Annotated in this window: 17 protein-coding genes; 7 read left to right on the top strand and 10 right to left on the bottom strand. The window is 65.5% G+C overall.

The window, feature by feature from the left end; genetic code table 11:
- Positions 1–153 precede the first annotated feature (153 nt).
- On the top strand, positions 154–1506 hold the full coding sequence (locus QK290_RS06350) for a solute carrier family 23 protein (protein WP_282329829.1): 1353 nt from the start codon (positions 154–156) through the stop codon (positions 1504–1506).
- A 29-nt stretch (positions 1507–1535) separates the two neighbouring features.
- On the opposite strand, the gene QK290_RS06355 is transcribed toward QK290_RS06350, so the two are convergent.
- From QK290_RS06355 to QK290_RS06370, 4 genes are all read right to left on the bottom strand, one after another.
- Positions 1536–2399 (bottom strand): SGNH/GDSL hydrolase family protein, encoded by an 864-nt coding sequence (locus QK290_RS06355; protein WP_282329830.1) that lies wholly within the window; start codon positions 2397–2399, stop codon positions 1536–1538.
- Positions 2396–3214: a GAF domain-containing protein gene (locus QK290_RS06360; protein WP_282329831.1), complete on the bottom strand. Its 819-nt coding sequence runs from the start codon at positions 3212–3214 to the stop codon at positions 2396–2398. The genes QK290_RS06355 and QK290_RS06360 overlap by 4 nt, the downstream gene beginning before the upstream one ends.
- Before the next feature lie 123 nt (positions 3215–3337).
- Complete coding sequence (locus tag QK290_RS06365) at positions 3338–3853, bottom strand: hypothetical protein (RefSeq protein ID WP_282329832.1); 516 nt, start codon at positions 3851–3853, stop codon at positions 3338–3340.
- Between the two features lie 42 nt (positions 3854–3895).
- Positions 3896–4795, bottom strand: a complete 900-nt coding sequence (locus QK290_RS06370; RefSeq protein WP_282329833.1) for an SDR family oxidoreductase — start codon at positions 4793–4795, stop codon at positions 3896–3898.
- A 187-nt stretch (positions 4796–4982) separates the two neighbouring features.
- Here QK290_RS06370 and QK290_RS06375 point away from each other — a divergent pair, with 187 nt between their 5' ends.
- Complete coding sequence (locus tag QK290_RS06375; RefSeq protein ID WP_282329834.1) at positions 4983–5477, top strand: DUF6328 family protein; 495 nt, start codon at positions 4983–4985, stop codon at positions 5475–5477.
- A gap of 88 nt (positions 5478–5565) precedes the next feature.
- Here QK290_RS06375 and QK290_RS06380 read toward each other — a convergent pair whose 3' ends face one another.
- Genes QK290_RS06380 through QK290_RS06390 form a run of 3 tightly spaced genes read right to left on the bottom strand, consistent with a single transcriptional unit; the run spans position 5566 to position 8026 of the window.
- Positions 5566–6690 carry a glycerate kinase gene (locus QK290_RS06380; RefSeq protein ID WP_282329835.1) on the bottom strand — a complete coding sequence of 375 codons (1125 nt, stop codon included), beginning with the start codon at positions 6688–6690 and terminating at the stop codon, positions 5566–5568.
- Positions 6691–6729: 39 nt separating this feature from the next.
- Positions 6730–7587, bottom strand: a complete 858-nt coding sequence (locus tag QK290_RS06385) for a class I SAM-dependent methyltransferase (RefSeq protein ID WP_282329836.1) — start codon at positions 7585–7587, stop codon at positions 6730–6732.
- 52 nt (positions 7588–7639) lie between these two features.
- Positions 7640–8026, bottom strand: coding sequence for an STAS/SEC14 domain-containing protein (locus QK290_RS06390; protein ID WP_282329837.1), 387 nt, complete (start codon positions 8024–8026; stop codon positions 7640–7642).
- Between the two features lie 102 nt (positions 8027–8128).
- Between QK290_RS06390 and QK290_RS06395 the strand changes: the two genes are divergently transcribed.
- From QK290_RS06395 to QK290_RS06405, 3 genes are all read left to right on the top strand, one after another.
- Positions 8129–9784 (top strand): ATP-binding protein, encoded by a 1656-nt coding sequence (locus QK290_RS06395; protein WP_282329838.1) that lies wholly within the window; start codon positions 8129–8131, stop codon positions 9782–9784.
- A gap of 20 nt (positions 9785–9804) precedes the next feature.
- Positions 9805–11343 (top strand): EAL domain-containing protein, encoded by a 1539-nt coding sequence (locus tag QK290_RS06400; protein WP_282329839.1) that lies wholly within the window; start codon positions 9805–9807, stop codon positions 11341–11343.
- Between the two features lie 270 nt (positions 11344–11613).
- Positions 11614–12564: an EAL domain-containing protein gene (locus QK290_RS06405; protein WP_282329840.1), complete on the top strand. Its 951-nt coding sequence runs from the start codon at positions 11614–11616 to the stop codon at positions 12562–12564.
- Positions 12565–12625: 61 nt separating this feature from the next.
- Here QK290_RS06405 and QK290_RS06410 read toward each other — a convergent pair whose 3' ends face one another.
- The 3 genes from QK290_RS06410 to QK290_RS06420 form a co-directional block, all read right to left on the bottom strand.
- On the bottom strand, positions 12626–13432 hold the full coding sequence (locus QK290_RS06410) for a glycerophosphodiester phosphodiesterase (protein ID WP_282329841.1): 807 nt from the start codon (positions 13430–13432) through the stop codon (positions 12626–12628).
- A gap of 27 nt (positions 13433–13459) precedes the next feature.
- The gene (locus QK290_RS06415) at positions 13460–13708 is read right to left on the bottom strand and encodes a hypothetical protein (RefSeq protein ID WP_282329842.1); all 249 of its coding nucleotides are present in this window, start codon (positions 13706–13708) and stop codon (positions 13460–13462) included.
- Positions 13709–13811: 103 nt separating this feature from the next.
- Positions 13812–14630 carry an HAD family hydrolase gene (locus tag QK290_RS06420; protein WP_282329843.1) on the bottom strand — a complete coding sequence of 273 codons (819 nt, stop codon included), beginning with the start codon at positions 14628–14630 and terminating at the stop codon, positions 13812–13814.
- Positions 14631–15049: 419 nt separating this feature from the next.
- Here QK290_RS06420 and QK290_RS06425 point away from each other — a divergent pair, with 419 nt between their 5' ends.
- Both QK290_RS06425 and QK290_RS06430 read left to right on the top strand, forming a co-directional pair.
- Positions 15050–15691, top strand: coding sequence for a metalloregulator ArsR/SmtB family transcription factor (locus QK290_RS06425; protein WP_282329844.1), 642 nt, complete (start codon positions 15050–15052; stop codon positions 15689–15691).
- Between the two features lie 9 nt (positions 15692–15700).
- Entirely contained in the window at positions 15701–16984 is a 1284-nt protein-coding gene (locus tag QK290_RS06430) for an MFS transporter (protein WP_282329845.1), read from the top strand.
- Positions 16985–16989: the final 5 nt, after the last annotated feature.

Below are 16989 nucleotides of genomic sequence, written 5' to 3' on the forward strand. Positions count from 1 at the left end.
TGATGGGCCGGCGGTCTGCTTTCCATAGTTGTAACTTCAAGCACACCCGTCCTCTTCCCAACCCGCACGTGACGTTCACCACAGCAGGACCGCGCGGTATTGTTGCACCGGAAGATCCCAGCCCCAGCGGCAACCCCTTGAAAGGCCCAGACCATGAGCATGCCCGGAATGAAATGGAAGCTCCACGGCAACGGCAAATCGATTACGCCCGGCCACGTGGTTGCTCCGGATGAGCGGCTGGCCTGGCCCCTGACCATCGGCGTGGGCATGCAGCATGTCGTGGCCATGTTCGGCGCCACGTTCCTGGTCCCCATCATCACCGGCATGCCACCGGCCACCACCCTGTTCTTCTCCGGCATCGGCACACTGCTGTTCCTGGTCATCACCAAGGGGCGCGTTCCCAGCTACCTCGGCTCCAGCTTCGCGTTCATCGCGCCCATCATGGCGTCCCAACAGCAGTTCGGCGTGCCCGGCGCGCTGGGCGGAGTGGTGCTCGCCGGCGTCGCACTGGCCCTCATCGGTGCGATCGTGCAGAAGTTCGGCGCCGGCTGGATCAACCGGCTGATGCCACCCATCGTCACCGGCGCCATCGTGGCACTGATCGGCCTGAACCTGGCCCCCGCCGCGAAAATGAACTTCGACGCCGCCCCCGTCACCGCCGTCAGCACACTCGCCACCATCATTCTGGTCAGCGTTCTTTTCCGCGGAATCGTCGGCCGGCTCAGCATCCTCGTGGGCGTGGTGGTGGGCTACCTCGTGGCCATGCTGCGCGGCGAAGTGAGCTACGAAAAAATGGAGGCCGCTGCCTGGATCGGGCTGCCTCACTTCCAGACCCCCGAGTTCCATGTGGGCGTGCTTGGCCTCTTTGTCCCCGTCGTGCTGGTCCTGGTAGCCGAGAACATCGGGCACGTGAAGTCCGTGGCGGCCATGACCGGCCAGAACCTCGACGGCGTCTCCGGCCGCGCGCTGATGGCGGACGGCGCCGCCACGGTCCTTGCCGGTTTCGGCGGCGGTTCCGGCACCACCACCTACGCGGAGAACATCGGCGTTATGGCGGCCACCAAGGTGTATTCGACAGCGGCGTACTGGGTTGCGGGCGTCTTCGCTATTGTCCTGAGCTTCTCGCCCAAGTTCGGTGAACTGATTGCCACGGTCCCGCCGGGCGTACTGGGCGGCGCCGCCACCATGCTGTACGGCATGATCGGCATCCTGGGCGTCAAGATCTGGGTGCAGAACAAAGTGAACTTCTCCAACCCGGTGAACCTGACCACCGCCGCCGTCGCCCTGATCATCGGCATCGCCGACTACACCTGGACCATCGGGGAACTGACGTTCACCGGCATCGCCCTCGGCTCGGCCGCCGCCCTGGTGATTTACCACAGCATGAAAGCCATCGCGAAGGCCCGCGGCTCGGTGGCTGAACCGGAAACGGAGCAGGCGGGCCTGCCTCCCGCGGTCAAGGCAGCAGTCAATGCAGCAGCGAAACGGGCGCCGAAGAAGCGCTGAACTGTCCGCAGGCGCGTCAAGCTGTTGCCTCAGGCTGCGTGACCGCCGCTGATAAACGGTCCGGGCGGGGTTCCGACGCCGAAAACCGGGCGCGGCTCGGGACGCTTGGCGGTCAGCTCCGCTTCCGGCGGGTGCCTCAACTGCCGGATCACCCACGGAACCAGATATTCGCGCGCCCAGATGAGGTCCTCGGTCCGGGCTTCCTTCCAGCTGTGGGGCAGCGGCGGCTTAGGCTCGAACGGCTCCAGGGTGTGCGAGACACCCAGGGCCTTCAGCACGGCCGCGGCGATGGTGTGGTGCCCCAGCGGTGAGAAGTGCAGCCGGTCCGGGTCCCACATGCCCGCGCTCGACAATTCACGCAGGAACCACAGGTCAACCATGACCGCGTCGTGGCGGGCGGCCACCGCGTGGAGGTTCTCGTTGAAGATGGCCACTTTGCCGCGGATCTGGCTGAAGACTGGCGTCGCGCCCCAGTCCGGCCCGGCAAACAGGACCACGGTGGCGCCGGACCGGGCCAGCTGGCCCACGCCGTCGTCGATCGTTTCTGCGAGCCGGTCAGGGTCGCTGCGACGGAAAACGATATCGTTGCCGCCGGCGGAGAGCGTGACCAGATCGGGCTTCAGCGCAAGCGCCGGAGCGAGCTGCTGGTCTAAAATCTGCTGTACCAGCAGGCCCCGTACGGCCAGGTTGGCATAGGCGAAATCGGGCTGGTTCGCGCTGAGTTCCTCGGCCACTCGGTCTGCCCAGCCGCGCAAGCCACCCTCGCTGCGCGGCTCGGGGTCACCGATGCCCTCAGTGAAGGAGTCACCCAACGCAACCAGCCGGTGCCACGGGTGGGGCGCCGGATCCGCAGCGGCCCTCGCGGCTGCAATGTCCTGCTTCCAGACGTTCATGCCGTACTCCCTGTTATGTAGTGACCCTGGCGGAGCGGGGGTGTTTCGAGGTCAGAGAGTCCCCGGAAGGAGGCATTTTCACGGCCGCGCCCTGCCTGGTCGGCACGCGAGGCAGCCACAATATTCAGGGCTGTCTCGCGAAGCCCGTGGCGGGTGTGCCGTGCGACGGTCCGGAGGTACTGCAGTGCCGCATCGTGGCCGAGCCCGTAGTCGGATTCAAGCGTGCTCACGGCCAGGTCCATAAGCACCATGGAGCTTTGGGCTACCGCCAGCTGAGCACCGGCTGCGGCCCGCTCCGCCACACACACCACCATCAGCAGCGACCGGGCCACGTGACGCGCATACCTGCGCGTCCTGATGATGTCCTCGCTGGTGAAGGCATGGGGAGTGGACGCGTAGAGGCTAAGTGCTGCACTCCATTCGGCAGCGGCAACAACCGGCGTGGACAGCAGCGACCGGACGCCATGGTCCGCGGCAGCACTGGCATAGCCCGGCCAGCGCCGGTCGCGGCCGACGTCGGCCAGATGCACAAAATCACCCGCGCGAACAGCTTCCAGCACGGGTCCGTCCGCAAACGAGCACTGCTCTTCGTCCGCGGCGCGCGCGGCGGCGCTCCCCGCGGCTGCAGTCCGGGCCGATCCGGAGCGGAAGAAGGTGACGGCCCAGCTGATACCACGCGAATCGCCATCGATGTCGCGCATGAACTCGCCGGTGACTGCCACAAGGAAGTCTTCGACATCCGTGCTGTCGAACACCATCTCCTGGGGGTCCGGAATCGATTCCCGGCCCGGCTCCCCTTGTGTCTCCGCGGCCATGTTCCACGCCTAGGTTCGAAACGCGTGGCCCACTGCAAAACCTGTTTCTAGGATACGTCCGGTGACCGCTCCGTGGGCAAGATCCACCCACACAAAAACCGCAGTCCCGGCGGAGAACACCGCCTATCCGGCATCGAAACTCTCCTCGTCGTCATCCTTCGGTGACTTGTCCTTGGGCAGGTCAGCTCCGCTGCCGTCCGGCAGGCCGGCAGCCTCCTGTCCCGATTCCGACGAGAAGGGTTCAGAGCCCTGCGCGTCGGCGTTGGCCTCGTTGATCTCGGCATCGGCGGAGGGAACGTCGGCGTCGCGCGGGATGAGCGGTTCTCCCGGCTCAAAGCCGGGATCATTGGTGTCGCTTTCTGCGTGGTACTGGTCATCAGTGCCGCCGAATCGGCCGGCACCCGGCTCGCCGGCGCTGTCTTTGTCTTCCTCATCGAAGTGGCTGAGATTGGGTGTGCCGGTGGCGAACGTTTCGCCCTCTGGGCTGTTTTGATTGAGCCCGGCGGCATCAAATTCCTCTTCGTCGCGGGGCTGGGCAAACTGATTGCTGTCCGTCCCGCCCATCTCCTGTTCCGCAGTCGGCGTGCCGTAGCCGCCCACTTCCTCGGCGGGTTCCGTGCGCTGGTTGTCCTGACTCATGGTTCCTCCTGTAGTAGATGTGAATCTGACGTGCAAACTTGGTTACAGGCCCTTGCCGCCGGTCACCGGCAGCACTGCTCCGGAGATGTAGGACCCCTGATCGGACGCGAGCAGCACATAGGCCGCGGCGAGCTCTGCCGGCTGACCCGCCCGCTGCAACGGCGTATCCTGCCCGAAGGTGGGCAGCTTGTCCGGCCACTCCGTGGCCGGGATCAGCGGGGTCCAGATGGGTCCGGGGGCCACGGCGTTGACGCGGATCCCCTGTGGCCCAAGTTCCTGGGCCAACGCCTTGGTGAAGGCAACCTGCGCTGCCTTTGTCATGGCGTAGTCGATCAGCCCCGGCGACGGATTGAAAGCCTGGATCGAAGCCGTAGTGATGATCGAGGAGCCAGCCTTCAGGTGCGGAACCGCGGCCCGGGCCGTCCAGATCAGGGAATACAGATTGGTCTTGAGTACGCGGTCGAATTCCTCGGTCGGCAGGGACTCGAAACTCTCGCGGTTCTTCTGGTAAGCAGCGTTGAGCACCACCACATCCAGACCCCCGAATTCCGCCACCGCATCAGCGACGATCCGGGTGCTGAAGGCCTCTTCCCGGCCGTCCCCGGCCAACAGCAGCGCGCGCTGGCCCGTTTTGCGGATCCAGTCGGCCGTGTCCTGGGCATCTTCCTCTTCTTCCGGAAGGTAGGAAATTGCGACGTCGGCCCCCTCGCGGGCAAACGCGATGGCCACCGCCTTGCCGATTCCTGAGTCTCCGCCGGTGATGAGCGCAGCCTTACCCCGCAGCGCACCGCGCCCCTCGTAGCCAAGTTCGCCGTGGTCTGGCTTCGGATCCATGAGCGCAGTCAGGCCCGGCTGCTTCTGTTCCTGCTTCGGGAAGGGCCCGGAATGAAAGCCGTCCCGGGGGTCGGTGGGCGGGTCTGTCCGTTTCTGCGTTTCGCTCATAGTCCACCTCTTCATTGGATCGGTCTTCGAAGGGCTCCTGCCTGCGCCGGCTCTTCGAAACTATCCCGCACGGAGGCGCAAGTCCATCATCCGGAGCAAATAATAAGTAAACTTATCAAATGTTGATTTTGGCGCAACTCCGGCCTAGCTTTGGATCACGCGGCCAGACCCGGGAGCGAGGAGAGGCATGTCTGATGTTGAGGACTTCCCCGGCAGCACCGGGCGGAATGAAACCCGCGAGGAGCAGCTGGACCGGAACTGGGCCGAGCTGCTGCAGGAGCTCAGGGTGCTGCAGACCGGGGTCCAGATTCTGGCCGGCTTCCTCCTGACTCTGCCGTTCCAGGATCGGTTCCAGGACCTGGACGAGTTCCAAGTGGTTCTCTACCTCGTCAACGTGGTGATCGCGACACTGACCACCGCCTTTATCCTGCTTCCCGTCAGCGTCCACCGCCGGCTCTTCCGCCAACGGCTCAAGGAAACCCTAGTCTCGAGCGCAGACACCATCACCAAAATTGCCCTGGCCGGCGTGGGGATGCTCAGTGTGGGAACAGCCGCCCTGGTCTTTGACGTGACGGCCGGCCGCACCGCCGGCCTGACCGCCGGCGGAATCCTGCTGGCGGTCCTGGTGGTCCTGCTGATCTACGTCCCGCTGCGGCTCAACAGGCGCGCATCGGAACGGTAGCAGACCGCCAAGCCAGCAAATCGCCGGGGATCCTGTCGACGGAGTGCACAGGCGCAAATGAGTAATTACCGGAACACGGGCTGTGGCTTCAGGCGCCTTCCAGGACCTGGCTGGTAGCCCCGGCCAGGTATTTTGCGGCGTGGGCGACGGCGTCTTCCGGGCTGGCCGCAACATCCAGCAATTGTGCTGCGGCGACCACGCCGTGCCCGGCCAGGTCCTCGGGTGTGACCAGGATCCGCCCCGCCACCACAATCACCGGAATCCCGCGGTCCCGGGCTGCGTCCGCGAGGGCGATGGGGGCTTTGCCTGTCAGCGACTGCGAGTCCAGGGAACCCTCCCCCGTGATCACCAGGTCTGCGTTGTCCAGTTGACCTGCGAGCCCAGTGAGCCCTGCGACAAGCGCAAACCCTCCTTCCAGCCGGGCGTTCGTGAAGGCAAGGAACGACGCCGGGAAGCCGCCTGCCGCCCCGGCTCCCGGAATGTTAACGTCCCGGCCAGTGGCCTCGCGGAGTACGGACGCCCAGTTGCGGAGACCGGCGTCGAGCCGTTCAACTGCCTCGCCGTCGGCACCCTTCTGGGCGCCGAAGACGTGGGCCGCGCCGGTGGCGCCATACAGCGGATTCTGGACGTCCACGGCGATCCTGAAGGAGGTTGCGGAGAGTCGCGGGTCCAGCCCGGAGGTATCCAGGGCCGCAACATCGGCCAGTGATCCGCCGCCCAACGGAACAACGTTGCCGGCGGCGTCCAGCGGCTTGAGGCCCAGCGCACGCAGGGCGCCGCTGCCGCCGTCGGTCATGGCTGATCCGCCCAGCCCCAACACAATCTCGGTAGCTCCGGCGTCGAGCGCCGCCGCGATCAGCTGCCCGCAGCCGTAGCTGTGCGCCCGCAGGGCGTTGGCCGGGGTGGGTTCCATCTCAGCCAGACCCGAGGCCTGGGCTGTTTCGATGACGGCGGTCGCCCCGCCGCCGGGGTTCTTCCGGATGGCCCAGGCAGCGCCGACGGGGGCAAGAATGGGGCCCACAACGGCGTTGAGCCGCTCCTCGTAGCCGGCCGAAACGGCAGCCTCCAGGGTGCCCTCGCCGCCGTCGGCGATCGGAAACTGGGTGGCGACGGCGTCAGGGTATACGCGCAGCGCACCTTCGGCGATGGCGGCGGCGGCCTCCGCGGCGGTGAGCGAGCCTTTGAACTTATCCGGAGCGATGAGAATGCGCATGCCGTCCATCATGCCAGCCGCTTCCGGGAAAGCGCTTGCCTACTCCGGTATGCGGACAGCTAAGGACGAACCCGACCGGCCAGCGTCGCAATTTTTGGGCTTGAGCACCGCAAAGTAGCCCGGTATTCTGCTGTTCCCCGCCGCATCCATCAGCGGATTGGTTTCGATGGTTGCGGCACCGTCTTCCACCAGCGTCCACCGGCCCTTCGGCATCACGCGGGCCAGCTCCTCCGGTCCAAAGCGGCCCGGCATGGGCAGTTTCCGGATAGCCAGCTCCAGCGGGGCCGGGATGCTGCGCAGTGACGCCCCCAGGTGCGCGACGTACTCCACGGGGTTGCCCTGGAAATTCGTCTCCGCCAGGAAGACGGTGCCGCGGGCACCTGCGAGCTGCCGCATATTTTCCATCAGCGCGGCCTGATCGGCCAGCGCGAGGACGTGAAACACGCCACGGACAAAGACGTTAGCATCCGTGGATTCCACCAGACTCGCGCCGGCTCCAGGCTCGGTCATGTCACGGGCCAGGTAGCTGACACCGTCAACTCCGGCCGATTCGTCACGGGCACGGGCCACCGCGTGCGCAGACACGTCAACGCCCAGGACCTTTGGTGAATACGCCGTCAGGGCGCGGCTGAATGCGCCATGCCCGCACCCCACATCCACCACGGGAAGGCCTGGATCGAAGTGCCGCCGCAGGACGTCCCCGTAACCCAGCAGCTCGTGGTCAGTGCCGGAATCCCACAGCACGTCACTCCGGGCGCCCGTCCTCGCGATTCCGGCCCAATACCTGTCCCATGCCACGGTCCTGTTTTTCGGAGCAGAGATGGACAGTCTGATCAGCTTGGGCAGGATCAAGTACTGCCGCAAGGCGGAGAGCACCTTTTTCGCGCGGGATGGCATAGGACAAATATAGGACCCTGAACGCGCCGCAGCCGTTCGCGGGCTGTTCCGTTCAGCTTGTGGCCGCGGGTTCCTTCAACAACCAGACCATGGCGTCGTCGCGGGACGTAAAGAACCGGGTGGGGCAGGGCAGTTTGTTGATGCCCAGGATGAAGTTGGCCACTACTTTGTCAACGGGTGACGCCCCCAGCAGCGCAATGCGGGAGGCCTGGCAGGGGCGGCCGAAAACCGTACGGGCTCCCCGGCTGACCTGGGCCGTGGTGGCCATATCCACCAGCATGGGGTGGCGGCCGGCCCCGCAAAGGTCGTTGACGTTCTGCATGGCGGCCACGGCGTCCAACTCCGTGATGGACACTCCCTGCGGCCATTTGAGCTGGACCACACCCAGTTCGTCCAGCGCCAGGTCCGCTTTGGCCTCTTCTGCAGGCTGACTCGTCACGATACCCTCCGCGCATTTTATAGGAGCAGGTGTGCTCCGTCACCCTACAATGTACTCAGTCAGGAGCAAACGGGTGCTCACTCAGGAGCAAAGGGGGACAGGTTGCCAGCGGACACACCACATTTCGCAACCGTGCCGTACCTGGCTGTCGTTGCGGATCCCGACGCCGGGCGCCGGGAATCCACCACGGCGGCACTGGAGGCGGCGGGCTTCACGGTCAGCGCCGTGGACAACGCCACCGGCCTTTCGACCCTTCTGGAAAAGCGCGAGCCCTCCGTCCTGGTCCTGGACAGTTCACTCTCCGACGTCGACGCCACCGCCCCTGTGCTGGTTCTCGTTGATCTCGACAGCCCGGCCGAAGTCAAGGCGGCGGAGCATACCGGCGTACGGGACACCATCGCCAAACCGCCTGCTGCCAAGGAACTCGTCCACCGTGCCACTGCCCTGATTAACCTGGTCTCCCGCCGGAATGAAGCCCGGCAGGAAGCGGAGACGTTACGCGAAAGGCTGCGGCAGGTGTCCGCGCTGGTCCGCGGAACCAACCATCCGCAACAGATCGCCGATGTTGTGGTCCGGGGGTTCGGTGAGACTTTCGGCGCGGACCGGGTCTGGCTGACCACGTTCGACGACGACAAGGTGCCGCCCATTACCGCCCAGTGGCACCGGCCCGGTCTGGGCCCACTGCCTGAAGGATTGTGCACGGACGAAGGCCCGGTGCGCAGGACCGCTGACCTACTGTGGGCGCGGGCGGAGGTCCTCACTGCGGACGGGGCGTTCGCACCGCACGGTGCCGGCGATGTCCGGCTGCCCGCCGAGCTCGCGCAACTGTGTGCCGCCGCGTCCGTTGCCGTCCCGATGGGGGACGGCAGCTCGTCGCTGGGGATTATCTGGATCGCCCTGCTGGACTCCCCCAGGGAATGGTCGCGGGCCGAGCTGGCACTGATCCAGCACGTTGCTGGCAATACCGTCCACGGCCTGATCCAAAGCCACCTGATCACCAGCCAGCAGCAGGTGGTCAAGCAACTCCAGCAGCTGGACAAAGCCAAGACCGACTTCCTGGCCACCGTTAACCATGAGCTCCGCACGCCGCTGACATCGATCATGGCCTACCTGGACATGATCCAGGAGAACACGTCCGACCCCGTGTCCAGCGATGTCCACCAAATGTTGGACATCGTGGTCAGGAACACGGAACGGCTGCGGTTGCTGATCGAAGACATGCTGAGCGTTTCCCGCAACGGGCATGAACAAAGCCCGCTGCACCTGACCCCTATCCGGCTGGCTCGGACCCTGGAGATCGTCACCGCCGCGCTGAGGCCGCTCGCAACAGTGCAGAATGTCGCCATTGTGATGGCCCACGCCTCGGACGAGCTCGAATTCCTGGCAGACGAAGTGCAGCTGCAGCAGGTTTTTACGAATCTGGTCTCCAACGCCATCAAGTTCACCCCCGGTGGAGGACAGATCGACGTCGTCAGCATGACGCGGGCAGACGCCGACGGCACCCGCTGGGCGACGGTCAGCGTCTCGGACACCGGGATGGGGATCTCCAGTGACGAGATAGCCCACGTTTTCACCCGCTTTTACCGCGCCTCGAACGCGATGTCCGGGGCGGTTCCGGGCACCGGTCTTGGGCTCGCCATCACGCAGGACATCGTCCAGCGCCACGGCGGAAGCATTCAGGTAACCTCGGAGCTGGGTGTTGGCACCACTGTCACTGTGAACCTCCCCCTTGGAGCTCACGCGCCGCACGGAACCTGAACCCGGAAAGGAGGCACCCGATGTTCGCTGACGATGACCCCAGGCTCTCCCAGCTGCTCAATGGCATCATCCGGCTCGCTTCCGGAGACCTCCAGTCGCGGATAGAAGTTTCGCCGGCCCGGGACGAGCTCGACGCCATCATCATGGGCACCAACCTCCTGGCCGAGGACCTCCAGATCATTTACGAAGAGCTTGAGCAGCGTGTTGAGGTGCGCACGCAACTGCTGCACGAAGCCCACCGCGAGATGCAGAAGATGGCCATGCAGGATCCCCTCACCGGACTTGCCAACCGCTCCGCGCTTCTTGCTGCAGTGAAGTCCGCCCAGGACCACGACGGCGATGCCCTCAGCCCGCCCGTTATCCTCCTCCTTGACCTTGACGCCTTCAAATCCATCAACGACACCCTCGGCCACTCTGCCGGGGATCAGGTACTGGTTACCGTGGGACAACGCATCCGCCGCGCTGTCCGGACCAACGATGTCGTAGCCCGGCTGGGCGGGGACGAGTTCGCCATCGTTATGCCGGCCACGGGCGCCGACCAAGCCGCCGTCGTAGGCCAGCGCATCCTGGCAGCCATTAGGGAACCCATTGACCTTCCTGACCGGAGTGTCCGCTGCGGGGCGAGCGTTGGACTCAGCGTCGGGGCGTCCGGGCGGCGGGCCGAGGACCTACTGATGGAGGCCGATGTTGCCATGTACGCCTCCAAAGCGGAGGGGCAGAACCGGCTCCACGTCTTCGAACCCGGGCTTCTGCTCATCCGCAAGCTCCGCAGCCAGTTGCTGGAGGACCTCCGGACCGCCGTCAAGGGCCAGGGCCTGGTACTGCACTACCAGCCCGTGATTGAACTGGGCACCGGGCGCATCGAAGGCGTGGAGGCCCTGGTCCGGTGGGACCACCCCACCCGCGGCCGCATCATGCCCGACGAGTTCATCCCGCTGGCAGAAGATGCGGGACTGATCTCCGAGCTGGGCCTGTGGGTGCTCAGCACAGCTGTCGGCCAGCTACGCCGCTGGATTGATGCCGAACTGGTGGACAGCAGGTTTTCCGTCCGGATCAACATCTCCGCAACTGATCTGCAGAGCCTGCAGTTCATCGAGGACGTCCGCGCCGTGCTCAAGCAGACGGGCGTCCGCCCCGAGCAGGTTGTCCTGGAGCTGACGGAAGCGGCCATCGTCAGGGGCAACGAACTGGACCGGTACTCCCTGGCCGGGCTGCGCGGACTGGGCGTCGGAATCGAAATCGACGACTTCGGTACCGGGTATTCCTCCATCAGTTACCTGCGCCGGCTCCCAGTGGACCGGGTCAAAGTGGACCGGTCCCTGATTGAGGGACTGGGCACGGACCCCAGCCAGCCTGCATTGGTGGCCGCCGTCCTTCAACTGGTGCGCGCCTGCGGGCTCGAAGCCGTGTGGGAGGGCGTGGAAACAGCGGATCAGGCCGAGCACCTCAGGAACCTCGGGTGTATCAGCGCACAGGGCTATTTCTTCAGCAAACCCGTCCCGCCCGAAGAGCTTCCTGCGCTGTTGGCGGAAACTTCATCCGGGAGTAATAGGGGTTGATCGATTTTGGGCTGCGCTTTTCGAGCATCCCGATATACGATCAAGTGGCGGCATCCGATTCTTCTCGGTCAGGAAGATTGGTAATAATCAGAAGTAGAGCATTCCGAAGGTATCTGGAAATTTGAAAATAAAGAGGCCAAGGAGCCATTACTTCGTCAACTGGGGGCGTTGCTAATGACGGTTCGAACACAAGCTTGGGGAGTTATTGCTGGGGTCCTCGGGGATTCTGATCCTGCCGGGGCGGCAATACGTCAGCGCCTTAGCGACCGCTTGGGAGAAAACCCAGGCGCGCCGGAACGGGCCCTGCTGGAGTATCTTCTGGAGCGCCAACAACAGGACAGCGCAGAAGCCAGCGCGCCGGACACTGCCCGTTTCCCGCAGCCTGTCAGCGCCATGCCGCCCCAGCTGGCCGAGCGGCTGGAGTCTCTCCGCAGCTTGTCGCGCATCAGCTCGCTGTTGGAAAACCAGATGCTGATGACCGCTTTCCAACCGATCTACGGCCTGGAATCCAAGGCCGTAGTGGGTGTAGAGGCGTTGTCACGCTTTGTCAGCGACGACGGCGCCGGCGCGGAAATCTGGTTTGCCGAGGCGGCCGCCGTTGGCTTGGGCGCCAACCTGGAATTCTCGGCCCTCGCGTCCGCGGCCTTAGCTGCCGCGAAACTCCCCGCGAACCTCTACGTGTCCCTGAACATCTCCCCCGTATCGTGCCTGGATCCCCGGCTCCCCGAATTGTTTGAACACATCGAGTTGCCAGTAGACCGTATTGTGCTCGAATTGACGGACGAAATTCCGGACGAGGAATACTCGCATTTCATTTCTGCAATTACGCCGTTTCGTGAACGGGGGCTGCGCATTGCAATCGATGATTCGCACCCAACCGCGGGCGCCCTGAGCCGAATGCTCCATCTGCGGCCTGATTTCATCAAGCTGGGCCGGAATGTGATCAGCGGCGTGGACACGGACACCTCCCAGCACGCCCTGGCCGCGTGCCTGGTGGACTTCGCGGAGCAGATAGGCAGTGTCCTGGTGGCCGAAGGTGTTGAAACCGCCGAGGAACTGAGGGTCCTTACGGAGTTGGGTTTCAGTGCCGGCCAGGGCTACCTGCTGGGCCGGCCCTCCGTGCGGCCGAAGGACTGGGCGGCGTGGAATACGCCTTTGGACCCCGATGGGCTCCGCCACCTCGCTGCCAACCACGGCATCCAGGGTCCCGGCGGCTCCTAACCGCTCGGAATTCCACCGCAGTCCTGCGCAGTGCACCCGGCGCAGGCGCCCAGGAACCGGGTCAGCCGCCGGGCCACTGGCCACGTTCCCGCAAGACCTGCTTCAGGAGATCCGCGCGGTCCGTCACGATCCCGTCCACGCCCAGGTCAAGCAGCCGGCGCATCTCAGCCGGATGGTTGATGGTCCACACGTGGACCATCAGGCCCAGGGCGTGCGCCCGCCGCACATAGGCAGTCGTCACCACGCGGACCGCCCCGTAGCGGACCGGAACCTGCAGGGCCTGGACATCGCGCAACGGGCCCCGCAGCGCAAGGCGCAGCCAGGCCGCCGGAAGCACCGGGCCCAGCAGGACAAACAGCGCATTCGTCACCATCCCTGCCGAGGAGGCCACCGGACGGCTCAGCATTTTCAGCACCGCTCTGCGTCGGCGGTCTGAGAAACTGGCCACCAGGACCCGGTCATGCGCGCCGTGCCGTTCGATGCCGGCAGCCAGGCTTTGCACCGACTTCCAGTCTTTGACGTCCAGGTTCAGCCGGGCAGCCGGGAAGGCGGTCAGCAGGTCGTCGAACAGCGGCACGGGCTCGCGCCCGCCGATCCGCGCGGTGGAAACCTCAGCGGCGGTCAGCTCCGAAATCCGGCCACGGCCGTCTGTGACCCGGTCCAGGGTGTCGTCGTGGAAGAGCAGCAGCACGCCGTCGGAGGTGGTGTGCACATCCGTCTCAAGGTACTCATAGCCAAGTTCGGCGGCGGCCCGGAACGCGGCCATCGAGTTCTCCAGCCCTTCCCGGGAGAATCCGCGGTGGGCCAGGGCAATGGGACGCGGGGGACGGCCAGCACCGTCGGAAGCATCAAAAAACGGCTCAGTCACGTTTTCGAGCGTACCGGAGCCGCCGGGCTATGCGTCCTGCGACACAATCTCCACGCCGTCGCCGCAGTGCAGCAGCGTGCGGCCGTGGCCGTCGTCGAGGTCCACCCACACAACGGTGTGGTCCCACGTGATGGCATCCACGAACCCGCCGGTTTCGTATCCGGGGGTGAGGCGGACGCGCACGCGGTCACCCTCTTTCAGTGCTTTCCAGTGCGCAGCCGGCTCTGCCGGGCGCAACGGCTCGTCGACCGCGCGTTGGTTACCGTTTCTTGCCATGACTGCCCCTTCAGCTGCGGATGATTGTCCGTAACCCACGGTAGGTGGCAAGTGTGAACGGGAGGTGAGCGGAAGCTGTGAATTCCTGGCCCGGAAGCCGGGATCAGGAGAGCTTTACCCCCAGCGCCGCGAGCCTGGCTTCGAGGATCTGGGCCACGCCGTCGTCGTCAAAGTGCGGCGCCTGCTGCCCGGCGGCGCTGATGGCGTCCGGATGGCCGCTGGCCATGGCGTACCCGTGGCCCGCCCAACGCAACATCTCGACGTCGTTGGGCATGTCCCCGAACGCCACGACGTCGGCGGCGTCAATGGACAGCGCCTTGGCGTATTCGGCCAAGGTGACGGCTTTGTTGACGCCGGGAAGAGACAGTTCAAGCATCGCCACCGTCGGTGCGGAGTGCGTGGCGGACGCAAGATGGGCGACGGCGGGCCGCACGGCTGCCAGGAAGTCGTCCGCGGTGCCATCCCTGACAATTGCCAGGAACTTCACGACGGCGTCGTCCGGGGTGAGCGTTTCGGCCAGCGGGGCGGGGGTAAATTCGGCCAGCAGCTCGCTGGAGCCGTTCTCGATAAAGCCGGGTTCGAGATGGAATCCGGTCAGGGTTTCCGCGGCGAAGAGCGCGGCGGGGCGCAGTTCCTTGATGATCCGCCGCAGTTCCAGCACCGCGTCCATGCCCAGCGTCCGGGCGGACACCAGCCGGTCCGCTTCGAGGTCCCACACCACGGCGCCGTTGGAACAGATGACCGTGCCGGTGTGGCCCAGCTGTTCCTCCAGCGGGTGGAGCCAGCGCGGCGGGCGGCCGGTGACGAAAACAAGCTCGATGCCGGCGTCGCGGCAGGCGTGGAAGGCCCGGACGGTGCGGTCGCTGATCTTTCCGTTGTGCCCAAGAATCGTTCCGTCAATATCACTTGCTACCAGCCGCATCCTGCCAGTCTACGTGGGGCTTGGGGTTTCCCGGCCGTGCCGCTTCGTTTGGGACGACTGGGCCGTTGGAGCCGCCCGACGACGTTCGGGTGACCGAGCCCTCCGACGTCGACGGCGAACTTGCCGTCTGGCTCCGCGAGGCCTACGCGGTGGGCTGCGAGGAACATCTGCAGGGCCTAACACCCTGAAGATCACGCGCCTTCACCGCGCGTCGCAGCGAACTAGGGATGGATCCCCAACTGGCAGCTTCCTTCGGGTTCCTTCAGCCAATCCTTCGAGAGGTTCCCCTACCCTAGAACGGCAACATACTGCCGGCGGGAGGCACTGTTGGTGGATTTGGCCGGAGTCTCCGAGCGGACCGCCCGTTCCAAAGCGCCCTGATATTATTCCAATATTCATTGGAATACTGGAGGTCGAAAGTGAACCGGGACGCTTACGCGCACGTGGCGCGCATTGGAAAGGCCATCGGCAGCGGAAACCGGCTCGAACTCCTCGAGCTGTTGGCGCAGGCTGAGCAGTCCGTTGACGGCCTGTCCCGATTGTCCGGCATGGGGGTGACGACCGTTTCCGCCCACCTGCAAGTACTGAAGGGTGCCGGCCTGGTGCGGACGCGCAGGGATGGCACCAGGATCCATTACAGGCTGGCAGGTCCGGAGGTCGCTGGATTGTTCGTGGCGATGAAGAACATGGCGGCCCGGGTCCTCCCCGGCCCCTCCACCATCGACGGTGACTTTGGCAGCGGCCGCGATGACTCCGTGCCGCCTATCCGCACCATCGAGGAAATCCGCGGGGCGTACATGCTTGATGTCCGCCCCGCGCACGAATACCAGGCAGGCCACTACCCGGGAGCGGCATCGATTCCCTTGGACGAGTTGGCCTCCCGGATCGGGGAACTTCCGCGGGATCGGAGGGTCATCGTCTATTGCCGGGGCGAATTCTGCCTGCTCGCCCGTGATGCGGCACGTCTGATGCGCGGGCAGGGCATCGACGCGTACGCCATGAATGAAGGCGTCCTTGAATGGCGCGCCAGCGGCGACGTCGACCTGACCGCCACCGCATAGGCCCCGGCTGTGCAGCAGATCCCAGAAAAACTGGTCCTGTCCTACTCCTTTTCCCCGGAGCGCCGCCATGCGCTCTATCGGCGCACCCTCGCCGTCGTCATCATTTCCCAGATTTTCGGAGGGGCCGGTCTCGCCGCCGGTGTCACCGTCGGCGCCCTTCTGGCCCAGCAGATGCTCGGCACCGCAGGGCTGGCAGGCATCCCGGCGGCACTATTCACGCTCGGCTCAGCCGGGGCGGCCTTCCTGGTCGGACGGATTTCCCAGCGCCGGGGCCGCCGTGCCGGCCTGGCCTCGGGATTCATCGCCGGCGGCATCGGAGCAGCCGGCGTCGTCCTGGCAGCGGTAACGGACAGCGTGGTCCTGTTGTTCATTGCCCTTCTCGTCTACGGTGCCGGAACGGCCACCAACCTGCAGGCACGGTACGCCGGAACCGACCTCGCACCACCCCAGCGGCGCGCCACCGCAGTCAGCCTGGCCATGGTGTCCACAACACTCGGCGCCGTTGCCGGACCGAACCTGGTCACCCCGATGGGCGCATTCGCCACAGCCCTGGGCATCCCGGCCCTGGCCGGACCGTTCCTGCTCGCCTCAGTCGCCTACGCTTTCGCGGGCCTTGTGTTGTATTTCTGGCTGCGGCCCGACCCGCTCCTACTGGCTACCGCGATCAGGACCCAGGACCGGGCGGAGACTGCCCCGGCCACCGATTCGCCCTCCATCCCGGAACCGCCGGGGAACAACCGCGGTGTCGCCGTCGGCACCACCGTCATGGTCCTCACCCAGATTGCGATGGTCGCCATCATGACCATGACCCCGGTCCACATGCAGTCGCACGGCCACGGCCTGACCGAAGTCGGAGTTGTGATCGGCATCCATATCGGCTTCATGTACCTGCCCTCGCTGATCACCGGCGTCCTCGTCGACCGGCTCGGCCGGGTCCCCATGGCCGTCGCCGCGGGCGTGACGCTCCTGGCCGCCGGGATCGTTGCGGCAACGGCCCCTACGCACTCCATGGGGCAACTGATGATCGCACTCGCGCTGCTCGGACTGGGCTGGAACTTCGGCCTGATCAGCGGCACGGCCCTCGTCGTCGATGCCACCCCGCTCGACACCAGGGCGAAGATACAAGGCTCCATAGATGTTCTTATCGCCCTTGCCGGCGCAACCGGCGGCGCCCTGGCCGGAGTCGTCGTCGCCGGCACCAGCTACGCCGTTCTGTCCCTGGCCGGAGGCGTCCTGTCCCTCCTTCTGATTCCCGTCGTGGTCTGGTCACAACGTATAACACCCCGTAGCTGAGTGTC

The sequence above is a fragment of the Pseudarthrobacter sp. AL07 genome (assembly GCF_029960665.1).
Taxonomy (GTDB): domain Bacteria; phylum Actinomycetota; class Actinomycetes; order Actinomycetales; family Micrococcaceae; genus Arthrobacter.

Excerpts from the sequence above, each read along its gene's own strand:
- QK290_RS06350 (WP_282329829.1), top strand. The coding sequence starts at position 154 with ATGAGCATGCCCGGAATGAAATGGAAGCTCCACGGCAACGGCAAATCG.
- QK290_RS06355 (WP_282329830.1), bottom strand. The coding sequence starts at position 2,399 with ATGAACGTCTGGAAGCAGGACATTGCAGCCGCGAGGGCCGCTGCGGAT.
- QK290_RS06360 (WP_282329831.1), bottom strand. The coding sequence starts at position 3,214 with ATGGCCGCGGAGACACAAGGGGAGCCGGGCCGGGAATCGATTCCGGAC.
- QK290_RS06365 (WP_282329832.1), bottom strand. The coding sequence starts at position 3,853 with ATGAGTCAGGACAACCAGCGCACGGAACCCGCCGAGGAAGTGGGCGGC.
- QK290_RS06370 (WP_282329833.1), bottom strand. The coding sequence starts at position 4,795 with ATGAGCGAAACGCAGAAACGGACAGACCCGCCCACCGACCCCCGGGAC.
- QK290_RS06375 (WP_282329834.1), top strand. The coding sequence starts at position 4,983 with ATGTCTGATGTTGAGGACTTCCCCGGCAGCACCGGGCGGAATGAAACC.
- QK290_RS06380 (WP_282329835.1), bottom strand. The coding sequence starts at position 6,690 with ATGCGCATTCTCATCGCTCCGGATAAGTTCAAAGGCTCGCTCACCGCC.
- QK290_RS06385 (WP_282329836.1), bottom strand. The coding sequence starts at position 7,587 with ATGCCATCCCGCGCGAAAAAGGTGCTCTCCGCCTTGCGGCAGTACTTG.
- QK290_RS06400 (WP_282329839.1), top strand. The coding sequence starts at position 9,805 with ATGTTCGCTGACGATGACCCCAGGCTCTCCCAGCTGCTCAATGGCATC.
- QK290_RS06415 (WP_282329842.1), bottom strand. The coding sequence starts at position 13,708 with ATGGCAAGAAACGGTAACCAACGCGCGGTCGACGAGCCGTTGCGCCCG.
- QK290_RS06420 (WP_282329843.1), bottom strand. The coding sequence starts at position 14,630 with ATGCGGCTGGTAGCAAGTGATATTGACGGAACGATTCTTGGGCACAAC.